The organism is Brucella sp. IR068, from assembly GCF_049065885.1.
Taxonomy (GTDB): Bacteria; Pseudomonadota; Alphaproteobacteria; order Rhizobiales; family Rhizobiaceae; genus Brucella; species Brucella intermedia.
The window spans coordinates 1-13,124 of record NZ_JBAKHE010000021.1 but is presented as its reverse complement, the minus strand read 5'-3'; the positions used below and the strand labels follow the sequence as shown (position 1 = coordinate 13,124).

The window sequence follows — 13,124 nt, the reverse complement described above, 5'->3', positions numbered from 1 at the left end:
TTTCACCAGCACACTTAGTGATGTTGATCCGGCAGTGTGTCCAGGGGGAAAATCGGACGCCGCACGCGAGCATAAGTCCGTCTCGACAGGTCAGGCGAGCTCAGGCCACCAGCATCGGTGACAAGGATCTGTGTCGCAATCGCGCCGAACGCCCCTTTGAAATGCTGCATTGATTTGACCGCCAGAATGGATTTTTCTTTCGGCTCGATGCCGACGATACGAAAAATGTTCTGGTCCAGCATCTGCATGCGTTCCGACACAATCATGATATCGATCCCCTCGACGCGGAGGCACACGGCTTTTCCGGTTGTGCCGGGCAAACCCGTAAACATCGGCCCCTCAAAGACGAAGGCACCGTCGCTGACCGACATGACACGACCTGTCACGGTCAAAGGACCGCCACCGACTGATGGATCAGATTTGCCGCCGATCGTTACCGTAACAGTCTCTCCTATCGCCTTGGCTGCAATCTCCGCCACCGCTTCGGGGTCGAGAATCGCGCCTGCGGCAGCATTGGTCACACCTGCCTGAAGCATCGCTGCAATGAGCGCAGTGCAATCGCTATAGGCCCCCGAACCGGGATTATCGGAAAAATCAGCGACGACAATCGTGCCTTCGGCCCCTCGGGCCTCCTTCAATTGCCGAATACATTCATCGAGAGGTATCGGCTGCGACCACTGATCCTTATAAGCCCAGATTTCATCGCACATCTTGTCCGCGACATCGCAAGCGGTTTGTCGGCTAACGCGTTTACAGTCGAAGGTGACGATCACACTCGGGCCCGCCGCCCAGACATCAGCATCGGTAAAACCGGCATTGACCGCCACATTAAGGATTCCCGGTTGTTGCATCTCACCGTATGCACTTTCGAGCAGGCGGCACATGGGACCGTTATCTGTTGTGCGACCATCATCACAACCAAGAAGCATTGGTGGGCGCCCAATGGCCAGCGCAGGTTCGATTTCCCCTTTCATGGCTTGATCCAGCAACGAACAGGCCTCTACTCCGACCTCACTCATATCGATATGAGGATAAGTCCGGAATGAAACTGCGATCTGCGCCAGATCAGCCAATTCATCAAAAATGTTCGCGTGAAGGTCCAGGGTGATGGCGATCGGCACAGCGTAACCAACCACCGACCGGATCTCCCGAAGGAACTGGCTGTCGCCATCCTGATCGGTCTCCGTCACCATGGCACCATGCAGAGCAACAAATATGCCGTCAAAAGGTCCGGCTTCCTTCAGCCGCCGCAGGCACTCGCCGGTGATTTCCTGACGCGCAGTTTCAAGCACCGGTCCGTTAGGTTCCGCATGGGCTGCGGTGATATAAACAGGCGTCCAGCTCTTTTCGTCCGCAACCTTTATCGCGCCACCGACCTCTGAGCCGGTGCCTCGGAAATTGGCTGGAATCTCATCGCCCTTGAAATAATGCGACGCCCGAAAATCACTGATGCTCGTGCGATTTTGCGTGAAGGTATTACTTTCATTGATGAGTTCAATGATCGCAACGCGATAGGACACGGATGGACCTTTCTTTTGTCGGCGAAGACCACTCTGTGTTGGTCGAAACGAAATGGCTGACCTGACAATGCCACACGCAGTGAGCACCTGATCTGATGTGGTGTCTCAAATCAGGTACTCTGGGTGGCAATGGGAGCAAACTACTTCGCGAAGATTTCACTCGCGAATTTCGGCTTTTCCCTGATGTCGAAATCAAAGTACCTGGCACTGATCTTGTCGTAGCTACCGTCTCGGATGATCTCCGCAAGCGCCTTGTTGACGCGCGTTCGCAGTTCAACGTCATCCTTGCGGAAGGCCATTCCGGCACCCAGAGTTCCATCCAGAAGGAACTCGTTGCCGACAAATTCGCAGCAATCTGCACCCTTCTTAATCCAATCGCTGAGAGCGAACTTGGATTCCAGCAAGAGGTCAATGCGGCCATTCTCGATATCCAGGAAGGCTTCTTCAAGTGTCGGATAGAGCTTCACCTCATTATTGGGGAAAAAGCGCTGCAAAGCATCGAATGCGATAGAGCCTGTCTGGGTGCCTATGACCTTTCCCTTGGCACTTTCCGGCGTCACATCCTTGAGGCCAAGCTCCTTCAAAGCAACAAACCGCATGGTGTTGTAATAATAGGGATCGGAGAAGCTGACCTGCTGCATACGCGATTCAGTAATAGCCATTGACGAAGCCATGATGTCGAACTTCTTTGACTGAAGCGCCGGAATAATCCCGCTCCACTCGTTAGCGCTCCATACGCAATCAGCTTTCAGCTTCTCACAGATCGCATTGCCGACGTCGATATCAAAGCCTTTGAGCTGCCCGCTCGGGTCCAGATAATTGAAGGGGGCATAAGCACCTTCAGCTCCCATGCGGATTTCTTCAGCGTGGGCCGGAAGCGCGCCACATACGGCAACAAGAGCAGCAACAATTCCCATTTTAGCTTGCGTAAGCACGTTTCGTTCTCCTTTTATACGCCGTTGTCCGGTACATCTGAGATGCTCTCTGAAGTGCGAGACCAGAACCAAATGATACCCAAGGGCGTTTTTTGTTTATTGACGATTATGCTTGTGCCGTGGGTCGATCAATGCAAAAGAACTATTCAATGGTATTAGAAAAATTCATGACGATATGACTTCAAGGGCGAAGCGGCGAAAACTCCCAAGCTTGAAAGCCTTAAGGGCTTTTGAGGCCGTTTCACATTGCCAAAGCTTCACTGCCGCCGCAGAAGAGCTTGCAGTCAGTCAGGGCGCTGTGAGCCATCAAATCAAACTCCTGGAACAGTCGTTGGGTTGTCAGTTGCTTATTCGCGGCTCGCGCGGTGTATCCGTTACCGCAGAAGGCGCGCTGCTGCTGGAGGTTTGTGCTCGCGCATTTGATGAAATCGGCGCAGTTGCGACGCTGATCGGACAGGACAACAAGACCAAAATCCTCCGGGTTCGCGCCGGTCCTTTTTTCGCAATGGAAGTGATCGCGAGCAGGATTGCTGGCTTCTTGAAGCAAAATCCAGGCATCCAGCTTCACCTGAATAATATCGACATAGATTCCATCGCTCAGGATACAGAAGACGCACAGATAAAATATTGTCTGCATCCGCCAGCAGGCATGTACAACATCGAACTTCTAAAAGAAAAACTGGTACCTGTCTGCAGTCCCTTACTTCTGGCCAATGTGGCAAATCCAGAAGATCTTCTCGTGGACCCTGGCATTCCTCGCTTGCATTATCGGGACGTAAAGGACTGGAAAAGATGGATATCCCACCACGGATTTGATGATCTAACCGCCAATTCAAACCTCTTTTTTGACGACCAACACACATTGTTGGCGGCTGCTCGTTCCGGACAGGGCATCGGTTTTTCTCATCGACCTCTGGTCAAAAACGACGTGGAGCGCGGAAGCCTGTGTATTGTGTCCGAGCGCTATTTCGAGCCCGAGGAATCCTACAAGTTTATATGCTCCCAAGAAAACATTGCCACCAACCAGGCGCTGCAGCTTTTTCGCGACTGGCTCGTCAACGAAGTGTCGACCATCTGTTAGTTAAACATTTGATCCCAGATGGAGAGAGGTAACAGATTTAAACGTGTCGGGCGTTTGGTCATGCTCAGAGGTTTTCCTTGTGAAATGGCGTCAGTTTCGCCAACGCCTTTCCGCCCGGTTTCCGGCTTGTCTTAAACATCGTAGTGCAACCAACGCTCAACGGCGACCAATACGCAGAGAGGTTCGACTATTGCAATATCTCCAAATGGCACGGCGGACAGGCGTAGAGGCTATTAGCGCGAGAAACCCAGTCCTCCATCGCAGCTTAATCGCCAGAGAGCTATGCATCTACTTTAATGATCAAGTCCTATCCTTGTTTATATTGCATTGTTTATGTGGTCGGTTGGCAATGAAGTCGTTGCTGATATATAAAGCTGCAACGTAGTAGCTAACTGCGAAACAGGGGGCCAGTAATGGGGCATAATTTTTCTAAAACCAGATCTTCGCAAAACCAGGTTTTACCGCGTGCTCGAAAATCATTTTGGTTTGCTTCAACTGCATTTGTTCCCAACGTTTTTCTCATTGCCCTCCTCCCCATACAGGTATTGCTTATTAGTCCAGGTGGGGTCACACCATCCTGGGCTGGCATATGTAGCCCGAGCGATTTTACGGGCTGTGGTGCGCCAGGCGGCCTTGGTGTCCCCGGGCGCAGCGGCGACGGAGGGGTCGGCAATGGCCAAGGGGGCGGTTCCAGTCACATCGATAATAATGGCGTAACGCAACAGGACTCCGGCAATTGGGGCGCAGACGGGGCCGGAGGATCCGGCGCACAAGGAGATGGAGGTCTGCCCGCTGATGGAGGCGGACCGGGTTTCATCACATCTGCAGATGGCACTGTTACTTTAACGAGAGTGCAGACGTAACGTATTCTTTGGCGCATCTGTCATGCGGATTTCAGGCACGTGATTTCGCGCCACATGTCAGTGGCGGCTTGTCGTAACTCACGATGATCGGCGGCATTGAATTGGTTTCCGGGGAAATAATTTAGGTTGTAGATCGGATCATGTATCGACGTGAAATTTTGCACATGTCGCGCCGATTTAAAGCGCTTCATAACCCGCTCTCGTCGTCGGATCGGCTGATGCGAATTCTCTGCCCGATTGTTCAAACCCTTATGCTGGCGATGATCGCAAACGCTAAGTCCCATCGTTCGTTTGGCAGCGCCATATGATCGTAGTTTATCGGTGACCATGATCCGGGGTGCACAGCCCTGTGCAGAGAGAAGCTTGCGCATGAAGCGCTTGGCGGCCTTGGTATTACGGCGTTTCTGGACCAGAACATCCAAAACAAAACCATCCTGATCAACTGCTCGCCAAAGAATGTGATGCTCACTTTTGATAGATATTACACATTCATCCAGGTGCCATTTATCGCCAAGCCGCGGTGTGCGGCGACGGATATTACTGGCATAAGCACGTGCGAATTTCTCCGCCCATTCGTACACGGTCTTATATGTGACGAAGATGCCACGATAAGCCAGCATGTCTTCAACCATGCGAAAGCTTAGCGGAAAGCGGAAATACAACCACACCGCCTCTGCAATAATCTCAGATGGATAACGATGGCGGCGGTAAAGCGAAGAACGAGGTTCGGTCATCACCCGTTATCGCAACTGATGTTTACACTTAGGTTAAGGTAACAGTGCCTTCAAAGGCGCCGAATAAAAACCTCGTAGCCCAGTTAAACAGCGAGCGCTGATCGCGAAGGAGATTATCAACTTCCGGCGCCCTTCCCCCCGTAGGTATCCTCGGCCAATTCTGCCACTTCCAGGATTCCAACAAGCTCTGCGACTCTTCCTGACGGCAGTGATCGTCCCTCGTTGGCCAACGCTTCGTCAGCATTAAATCAGGCCCAAGCTTCGGCGAGTTCAGCCGCTGACGCGCCGGTTCGGTTGATTTCCGCAACAAGACTGGAGTCTACCGGGCCCAGGACAGAACTAATTTCATCCAGCGTCATTTAGTTACCTCCTGCATTTCGGGTGCTATCCCGATCATTCACCTGGCTATTAGATAAGCGGCGCGGTCACAGAAAAAAAGTGTTAAGGTGCGCTCGGCGACCTCTTGAACAGGCAAATTGCCAAACCTAAATCGCAGTCGCCGGACGCCCATCGGGGTCTGGCCCGTCGAACGATGAATGACATCGCTGACGGAAATAGAAACTTGTACCCATGTTGCTTCACAAGGAGGATGTGGCTATGAGAACCACTTTCGATTTTACTCCCCTGTTCCGGTCGAGCATCGGCTTCGACCGAATGCTGAACGCGCTCGAAGCTGCGAGCCGTGTCGAGACCATCGACAACTGGCCGCCTTATGACATAGCCAAGACCGGCGAGGACGACTACCGCATCACCATGGCGGTGGCCGGCTTCTCGCAAGACGAACTGACCATCACCCAGGAGCAGAACATGCTCGTGGTGTCCGGTCAGAAGGCTGGCGAGGATAACAGCCAGTATCTGCATCGCGGAATTGCCGCGCGCACATTCCAGCGTCGCTTTGAACTGGCCGACCACGTGAAGGTCGTGGGCGCTAGCCTCGTCAATGGTCTGCTGACGATTGATCTCAAGCGTGAGATTCCCGAAGAGATGAAGCCGCGCAAGATCCAGATCGCGGCCGGCGAGGCACTGCCCAAGGTCGAGACCAGGCAGATCGAGGCCGACAAGCAGGCCGCCTGAGGTAGCTCTCTCAGCGTAATTCGCGCAAGGTGCCGGGCACTTCCGGGCGCCGACGGAAAGCATTGTCAATCGAACGAACAGAAAGGAGAAGAATAATGAGTGTCCGTGATCTGATCCCCTGGGGCCGCAGCAGCGGCAATCAGGTTCCCAGTGTCTTGCGCGATGGCGATCGTGATCCGTTCCTTTCGCTGCATCGCGAGGTAAACAGGCTGTTCGACGACGTCTTCCGCGGCGTCGGCTCGAACCTGCCCTCTATCGTGGGAGCTTCCGCCTTCAGCGGCGGCTGGCCGAGCGTGGAGATCTCCGACGGCGAGAAGGAAATCAAGGTGACAGCTGAGGTGCCGGGCCTCGAAGAGAAGGACATCGAGGTCCTGCTCGACGACGGCGTGCTGACGCTGCGGGGCGAGAAGCGCTCCGAGACGGAGGACAAGGACCGACAGTTCTCCGAGCGCTTCTATGGCCGCTTCGAGCGTCGCATCCCGCTCGGCTACGAGGTCAAGGACGACCAGGTCGACGCGCGGTTCAAAAACGGCGTGCTGACCGTGACCTTGCCCAAGAGCGAAAAGGCGCAGTCGCAGGTGAAGCGCATCGCCATCAAGAGCTGACGCATGGCAGGCGCCGGCGGCGGGCCATCTGGCCGCCGTCGGCTGCATCCTTCGCCAGAGAGGGAGGGATGAACAATGGAGATGACGAGACAGATCAACAGATCAACTGGAAATTCAATTCCGCAAGAGTGGCCGTCGAACGACAACCGGCACAAGCCCCTTTCGATGGGGCGCTCGGTCTTCCCGGATGGCGCGGTTGCGCGTATCTACAAGCCGTCCCGCGCGGTGACGACCTCCGGCAAGGCCCGCACGAAGGGCTGGCGACTTGTGTTCGAGCGGCGCACCGCGCCCTTCATTGAGCCGCTGATGGGCTACACGGGCGGCGACGATACGCTGACCCAGGTCGAGCTGAGCTTCCCGACATTGCAATCGGCCATCCGCTATGCCGAGCGACAGGGTCTGACCTATATGGTCCAGACACCGCCCCGGCAGAAGACAGGCAATGGCCGCAGCCAGCGCGCCGATGAGAAGCAGGCGTATGTAGGAAAATCAACCCACGCCTTCTCGGACGCGACCCTCGACCGGCTCGGGCTCGCCGCCCTTCAGGAGACCTACGGGCGTGCGCTCGACGGCGCGGTGAACCGCAACGACCCGTCCGGTCCTGAAAGCTGGACGACGCCCATGAAGGTGATCAGCGATCCGAAGCTAACGCTAGAGGCGAAGCGCGCGATTCTGATGAACTGGGCCTGGACCGAGTACCTGATCGACCAGGCCACCAACGAAGGCATGCCCGAGAACGACCGGCCGTCGCGGCTCTACGAGGTCGAGCAGGCGCTGCTCGCGCTTGAACGCGAGGTTGCGGATGATCGGGATGATTCAGACACACGAAAGGCAGCATGAGGTGCGGCGATGGATACGCATGTCGTTTTCGATTGCCAGAAGGTTCTGCCGAACCGGTTCGCGCTAACGCTTGCCGCTGCCTCCCGCATCCGGGCGCTCGCCCGGGGCGCGGAACCGAGGCTCGACGCAGTCGATCGCAGCGTGGGCGATCTTGCCCTGCACGAGATCGCAGCGGGCGTGTTCACGCGGGATGAACTCGCACCGTTTCTGCCTGGGGCGGATGAAAGGCAGCTTTTGCCTCCGCCCGATCCGGCTTCCAAGCTTCGTGATGGCGGTGTCGGAGGCGCCGCCGCACCCGCCTCCCGTTCGCGAAAGACGGTTCATTGAAGAGGCAAGCAAACCGACACGGAGGAATGAACGATGCTGAAGTCTTTGTCTTCCTATAACCGGACGGCTTTCGATGTCGTCAACATCATTGCCGGTCTCGGTCTTCTGCTCTCGCCCTGGTATCTCGGCTATGCGGCTGAAACCTATGCCGCATGGAATGCCTGGATCGTCGGTGCTGCCGTGACGCTGATCGCGGTCGCTGCGCTCTACACATTCCATCAGGTCGAGGAATGGACCAACGTGGCGCTCGGCCTTTGGTCCGTAATCGCGCCTTGGGCACTGGGCTTCTCTGCCCTCCCAGCCGCGATGTGGGTGCATGTGGTCGCCGGCCTCGTCGTCGCCGTGCTCGCTGCGGTCAGCCTGTGGTCCACGACAAACCGACCTCTTTCGACAGCATGATTTTGCAACGTGGCCCGGCACGCGCCGGGCCATTTTCTTGCACTCTCCGTCTAACCTCAGGCGGAACAGAGGAGCCAACAGACTGGCCAAACGGAGATCGCTCATGTTCAGGAATCTCATAGCCCTGCGTCCGCCCATCATCACATTATGCGCCATCCTCGCCTTCGCGGGGCTGCCGTGCGCGACAATCGGGCAGGCCGTGCCGGGCGTTGCGGGAGAGCTTCCCACCCTTGCCCCCGTGCTGGAACGGGTGACGCCGGCTGTCGTCAACATCTCGGTTGTCTCAGAAACACCTGGGGCATCAAATCCACTCTACAACGATCCTTACTTCCGACGCTTCTTTGATCTTCCGCATGCGCCGCCTCCGCAACAGCGCATGAGCGCCGGTTCCGGGGTGATCGTCGACGCGGCCAAAGGTCATGTGCTGACCAATCATCACGTGGTGGCCAATGCTCGCACGATCACGGTCACACTGAAGGACGGGCAACGCCTGCGTGCCGAGCTTGTCGGCTCCGATCAAGCAGCGGACATCGCGCTGCTCAAGGTCAAGAGGAGAAATCTCGTCGCGTAGGAGGTCGGCGATTCGGATCGCCTCAAGGTCGGCGACTATGTGGTCGCGATCGGGAACCCCTTCGGCCTGGGACAAACGGTAACCTCCGGTATTGTCAGCGCGCTCGGTCGCAGCGGCATCAGCAATGACGGCTACGAGGACTTCATTCAGACTGACGCCTCAATCAATCCGGGCAATTCCGGCGGTGCCCTGGTGACCCTAGACGGCACGCTAGTCGGCATCAATACGGCGATCCTTACGCCTGCGGGTGGCAACATCGGCATCGGCTTCGCGGTGCCTAGTAACATGGCCGTAACCGTCATGAAGCAGTTGATCGAACACGGTGAAGTGCGGCGCGGCAGGCTGGGCGTCGGTATCCAGGACCTTACGCCGGATATCGCGGAGGCGCTCAAGCTTGGCGAACTGCGCGGAGCTGTGATCGTCAGCATCGAGCCCGGCTCTCCGGCACAGCGCGCCGGCTTGCAGGTGGGCGATGTGGTCACCGCGATCGGCGGGCGTGCTGTTCAGGGCGCGACAGACCTGAGAAACCGCATCGGCCTCACGCCAGTCGGCAGCACGATCAGCTTTACAATCAAGCGTGGTAGTAGCGAGCGGGTCGTCAGCGCTAAGATCGCTTCAGAAACTGGTGCATCCGCCGATCTATCCGGCACCCCGCTCGATGGCGCGCACATGCGCGCCGCTTCCGTTAACGAGGCGCGGCAAGCCGGCGCCCCAGGCATTTTGATTGAAAGCATCACGCCGAGCAGTCCGGCTGCGCGTGCTGGCCTTCGAGCGGGCGACTTGATCGTTGCGGTCAACCGGTCGCCTGTTTCTTCCTTGGCTGATTTGCGCAGCGCGATCGCGCGCCAGCGTGCCATCCTAGCGCTGGAACTGTTTCGCGATGGCGGCCGCCTTCTGCTGGTCGTGAGATAACCGGGAGCGGCCACAATGGAAATGAACAAGAAAACGCAGTTCAACATCTGGTACTGGATCGCCGCCTTCTTCCTCCTGATGGCGTTCCAGTATTTCTTCACCACCGCCACCCAGGTGACGCAGATTCCCTACAGCCAGTTCGAGACCTACCTTGACGAGGGCAGGATAGCGGAGGTGGCGGTATCCGACCGCTTCATCCAGGGAACCTTCAAGCAGCCGGTCGACGGCCGGCCAATGTTCATCACCACCCGCGTCGAGCCCGACCTCGCACGTCAGCTTCAGGAGCGCGGCGTGGTGGTCACCGGTCAGATCGAAAGCACCTTCCTGCGCGACCTGCTGTCCTGGATCGTGCCAGTCCTCCTTATCGTCAGCATCTGGATGTTCGCGCTGAAGCGCATGGGGGGCGGCATCGGCGGCGGGCTCATGCAGATCGGCAAGTCGAAGGCGAAGGTCTACGTCCAGTCTGACACCGGCGTCACCTTCAAGGACGTGGCCGGCGTCGACGAGGCCAAGGACGAGTTGAAGGAGATCGTCGACTTCCTCAAGGATCCGCAGGGCTACGGCCGGCTGGGCGGGCGCATGCCAAAGGGCGTGCTGTTGGTCGGCCCGCCGGGCACCGGCAAGACGCTGCTGGCAAGGGCCGTGGCGGGCGAGGCCGGCGTGCCGTTCTTCTCCATCTCGGGCTCCGAGTTCGTGGAAATGTTCGTCGGCGTCGGCGCAGCGCGCGTGCGCGACCTCTTCGAGCAGGCCCGGGCCAAGGCGCCGGCCATCATCTTCATCGACGAGCTGGACGCGCTCGGTCGCGCCCGCGGCATCGGCCCCATGGCCGGCGGCCACGATGAGAAGGAGTAGACGCTCAACCAGCTCCTTGTCGAGCTGGACGGCTTCGATCCCTCGACCGGCCTCGTGCTGCTCGCCGCCACGAACCGGCCGGAAATCCTCGACCCGGCGCTCCTGCGCGCCGGCCGCTTCGACCGGCAGGTTCTCGTCGACCGCCCGAACAGAAAAGGCCGCGTGCAGATCCTGAACGTGCGACTGAAGAAGGCGAAGCTCGCGCCGGACGTCGAGCCGGAAAAGATCGCGGCGCTGACCCCCGGCTTCACCGGCGCGGACCTCGCCAATCTCGTCAACGAGGCGACGCTGCTTGCCACCCGCCGCAAGGCCGGCGCGGTGACGATGGAGGATTTCAACAATGCGGTGGAGCGCATCGTGGCGGGTCTCGAAAAGCGCAACCGGCTGCTCAACCCGAAGGAGCGCGAGATCGTCGCCTATCACGAGATGGGCCACGCGCTCGTGGCCATGGCGCTGCCGGGCGTCGATCCGGTCCACAAGGTCTCGATCATCCCGCGCGGTATCGGCGCGCTGGGCTACACCATCCAGCGGCCGACGGAGGACCGTTTCCTGATGACGCTGGAGGAACTGGAGAACAAGATGGCGGTGCTCCTCGGCGGCCGCGCGGCGGAAAAGATCGTGTTCGGCCATCTGTCCACCGGCGCCGCGGACGACCTCGCCAAGGTCACCGACATCGCCCGTGCCATCGTCACGCGCTACGGCATGTCGGAGAGGCTCGGCCATATCGCACTGGAGAAGGACCGGCGCTCGTTCCTCGCCACCGACCAGCCATATTATGGCCCGCAGGAACGCACCTATTCCGACGAGACGGCCGCCGCCGTCGACAAGGAGGTGCGCCGGATCGTCGACGAGACGTTCGAGCGGACCGTCGGCCTGCTGGCGGAACGCCGGGACATGCTCGAGCGCACCGCCCGCCGCCTGCTGGAGAAGGAGACCCTGGATGGGTTGGAAATACAAGAGCTTGTCGGCAAGCTCGAGGAATCAGTCACGAGTGCCGCTGTCTGATGCCGCAGATCTGGCTTGGAGAGGGGCATGCGGCAAACTCGGTCTACTGGCTGATGATGTCCACCGGCCCCAAGGCGTCGGAATGTGCTGAAGATGCTCTAAAGCCGGAGGAGCCGGATAATCTGGTCTACCACCGAAGCATGGCGCGCTTGGACAGGGCCGCCTTCGTGGCTTCGTCGGCCAAAAGCAGACAGGCAAAACAACCATCCCAATTTGCAATGCGACAATTGCACTAATTTGAAGTGCCATGGAGGGATATGGAGTAGATATAGTTCTCATGGCTATCCGTTTTTTCCCAGCCATCTTGGTCGGGCCAATCCGTGTCCGAGATCTGCCGCCGCCAATGACTGCCTTTTCCCGCTTCAATCATTTTTCTCAAAGTGCCTCTTGAAGCATCGAGAGAAACGCGCGGACAGCAGGATTTGCGCGTCGGCTTTCTGGCCACAGCGCCGTAATATTATGGCGCTCGACAGCAAAGTCCGAGAGCACCGGCACCAGTTCGCCGCGGGTCACATAAGGTGCCGTGACGAATGTTGCGCACATTCCAATGCCCGCGCCCGCTGCCAGAGCGGCAATCAGAGCATCGCTTGCATCGACCGTCATGCCGGAAGCTGGCGTGATCTCCAGAAGGCGGCCTCGCAGGAAGATGGGCAGAAGGTTCGCCTTCGGGCGGAAAGCTTTGCCGACCATTACAGCCAGGCGCGCCAGTTCTACCTGAGCCAGACCGAGACGGAGCAGAAGCATATAGCGATGGCGCTGACCTTCGAACTGTCGAAGGTGGAAACGCCTGTGATCCGCGAGCGTATTGTGTCTAATCTGCTCAACATCGATGCCAACCTTGCGGAAGCGGTCGCCGGCAAGCTTGGCATCCGCAAGATGCCGAAAGCTGCGGATGCGATGGTGCCCGTACGTGACGATCTTGCTCCGTCTCCTGCACTCAGCATTATTGAGAACGGACCCGGCAGCTTCAACGGCAGAAAGATCGGCGTGCTTGTTGCCAATGGCACTGATGCGCAGGTGCTCAAGGGTATCCGGCACGCCGCGGAGAAGGAAGGCGCAATGGTGGAACTGGTTGCGCCGACGGTCGGAGGTTTCGAGGCCTCCAGCGGCGACTGGATAGAGGCCGATCATATGATCGATGGCGGTCCATCCGTCTTGTTCGACGCTGTCGCACTTGTACTGTCCGACGAGGCAGCTGATCGATTGACCAGAGAAGCCGCGGCGCGGGATTTCGTTGCCGACGCCTTTGCCCATTGTAAGTTTATCGGGTTTACCGCAGGCGCGATGCCGCTACTGGCAAAGGCGGGCATTGAACCCGATATGGATGAGGGACTAATCTCGCTGGACAATGAAAAGGGAGCGTCGGAATTTGTTACATCCTGCCGCAAGCTCCGGTTGTGGGCGCG

At 58.0% G+C, this 13,124-nt stretch carries 11 protein-coding genes and 4 pseudogenes; 10 read left to right on the top strand and 5 right to left on the bottom strand.

The features are described 5' to 3' along the window. Window positions 1–14 precede the first annotated feature (14 nt). Together ACOWVS_RS21705 and ACOWVS_RS21700 are read right to left on the bottom strand one after the other, a co-directional pair. Window positions 15–1,520, bottom strand: a complete 1,506-nt coding sequence (locus ACOWVS_RS21705) for a M81 family metallopeptidase (protein WP_039853460.1) — start codon at window positions 1,518–1,520, stop codon at window positions 15–17. Window positions 1,521–1,660: 140 nt separating this feature from the next. Beyond that, window positions 1,661–2,527 carry an ABC transporter substrate-binding protein gene (locus ACOWVS_RS21700; protein ID WP_006469977.1) on the bottom strand — a complete coding sequence of 289 codons (867 nt, stop codon included), beginning with the start codon at window positions 2,525–2,527 and terminating at the stop codon, window positions 1,661–1,663. 40 nt (window positions 2,528–2,567) lie between these two features. Here ACOWVS_RS21700 and ACOWVS_RS21695 point away from each other — a divergent pair, with 40 nt between their 5' ends. Then, window positions 2,568–3,536 (top strand): LysR family transcriptional regulator, encoded by a 969-nt coding sequence (locus tag ACOWVS_RS21695; RefSeq protein WP_006469976.1) that lies wholly within the window; start codon window positions 2,568–2,570, stop codon window positions 3,534–3,536. Between the two features lie 388 nt (window positions 3,537–3,924). Here ACOWVS_RS21695 and ACOWVS_RS21690 read toward each other — a convergent pair whose 3' ends face one another. Continuing rightward, complete coding sequence (locus ACOWVS_RS21690) at window positions 3,925–4,059, bottom strand: hypothetical protein (RefSeq protein WP_262076465.1); 135 nt, start codon at window positions 4,057–4,059, stop codon at window positions 3,925–3,927. Between the two features lie 360 nt (window positions 4,060–4,419). Beyond that, window positions 4,420–5,133 carry an IS6 family transposase gene (locus ACOWVS_RS21685; protein WP_006471532.1) on the bottom strand — a complete coding sequence of 238 codons (714 nt, stop codon included), beginning with the start codon at window positions 5,131–5,133 and terminating at the stop codon, window positions 4,420–4,422. Between the two features lie 597 nt (window positions 5,134–5,730). Between ACOWVS_RS21685 and ACOWVS_RS21680 the strand changes: the two genes are divergently transcribed. From ACOWVS_RS21680 to ACOWVS_RS21645, 8 genes and pseudogenes are all read left to right on the top strand, one after another. Further along, window positions 5,731–6,207, top strand: a complete 477-nt coding sequence (locus tag ACOWVS_RS21680) for an Hsp20 family protein (protein ID WP_006471531.1) — start codon at window positions 5,731–5,733, stop codon at window positions 6,205–6,207. Window positions 6,208–6,302: 95 nt separating this feature from the next. Further along, window positions 6,303–6,812, top strand: coding sequence for an Hsp20/alpha crystallin family protein (locus tag ACOWVS_RS21675; protein ID WP_006471530.1), 510 nt, complete (start codon window positions 6,303–6,305; stop codon window positions 6,810–6,812). Window positions 6,813–6,887: 75 nt separating this feature from the next. Next, window positions 6,888–7,652 carry an ETC complex I subunit gene (locus ACOWVS_RS21670; protein ID WP_006469969.1) on the top strand — a complete coding sequence of 255 codons (765 nt, stop codon included), beginning with the start codon at window positions 6,888–6,890 and terminating at the stop codon, window positions 7,650–7,652. Between the two features lie 9 nt (window positions 7,653–7,661). After that, complete coding sequence (locus ACOWVS_RS21665; protein WP_006469968.1) at window positions 7,662–7,979, top strand: DNA-directed RNA polymerase subunit omega; 318 nt, start codon at window positions 7,662–7,664, stop codon at window positions 7,977–7,979. Between the two features lie 33 nt (window positions 7,980–8,012). Continuing rightward, window positions 8,013–8,378, top strand: coding sequence for an SPW repeat protein (locus ACOWVS_RS21660; RefSeq protein ID WP_006469967.1), 366 nt, complete (start codon window positions 8,013–8,015; stop codon window positions 8,376–8,378). 103 nt (window positions 8,379–8,481) lie between these two features. After that, window positions 8,482–9,861 (top strand): annotated as a pseudogene (locus ACOWVS_RS21655) (DegQ family serine endoprotease). A gap of 15 nt (window positions 9,862–9,876) precedes the next feature. After that, a pseudogene (gene ftsH / locus ACOWVS_RS21650) lies at window positions 9,877–11,718 on the top strand (ATP-dependent zinc metalloprotease FtsH). Then, on the top strand, window positions 11,718–11,954 hold the full coding sequence (locus ACOWVS_RS21645) for a hypothetical protein (RefSeq protein ID WP_006469964.1): 237 nt from the start codon (window positions 11,718–11,720) through the stop codon (window positions 11,952–11,954). The pseudogene ftsH and the gene ACOWVS_RS21645 overlap by 1 nt, the downstream one beginning before the upstream one ends. Before the next feature lie 139 nt (window positions 11,955–12,093). On the opposite strand, the pseudogene ACOWVS_RS21640 reads toward ACOWVS_RS21645, so the two are convergent. After that, window positions 12,094–12,351, bottom strand: a pseudogene (locus ACOWVS_RS21640) (LysR substrate-binding domain-containing protein); the annotation flags it as partial. Here ACOWVS_RS21640 and ACOWVS_RS21635 point away from each other — a divergent pair. Beyond that, window positions 12,352–13,124 (top strand): annotated as a pseudogene (locus tag ACOWVS_RS21635) (catalase-related domain-containing protein); the annotation flags it as partial.

Bases quoted from the DNA above. Each gene is read 5' to 3' on its own strand.
- ACOWVS_RS21690 (WP_262076465.1), bottom strand. From the start codon at position 4,059: ATGAGAAAAACGTTGGGAACAAATGCAGTTGAAGCAAACCAAAATGAT.
- ACOWVS_RS21685 (WP_006471532.1), bottom strand. From the start codon at position 5,133: ATGACCGAACCTCGTTCTTCGCTTTACCGCCGCCATCGTTATCCATCT.
- ACOWVS_RS21680 (WP_006471531.1), top strand. From the start codon at position 5,731: ATGAGAACCACTTTCGATTTTACTCCCCTGTTCCGGTCGAGCATCGGC.
- ACOWVS_RS21675 (WP_006471530.1), top strand. From the start codon at position 6,303: ATGAGTGTCCGTGATCTGATCCCCTGGGGCCGCAGCAGCGGCAATCAG.
- ACOWVS_RS21670 (WP_006469969.1), top strand. From the start codon at position 6,888: ATGGAGATGACGAGACAGATCAACAGATCAACTGGAAATTCAATTCCG.
- ACOWVS_RS21665 (WP_006469968.1), top strand. From the start codon at position 7,662: ATGGATACGCATGTCGTTTTCGATTGCCAGAAGGTTCTGCCGAACCGG.
- ACOWVS_RS21660 (WP_006469967.1), top strand. From the start codon at position 8,013: ATGCTGAAGTCTTTGTCTTCCTATAACCGGACGGCTTTCGATGTCGTC.
- ACOWVS_RS21645 (WP_006469964.1), top strand. From the start codon at position 11,718: ATGCCGCAGATCTGGCTTGGAGAGGGGCATGCGGCAAACTCGGTCTAC.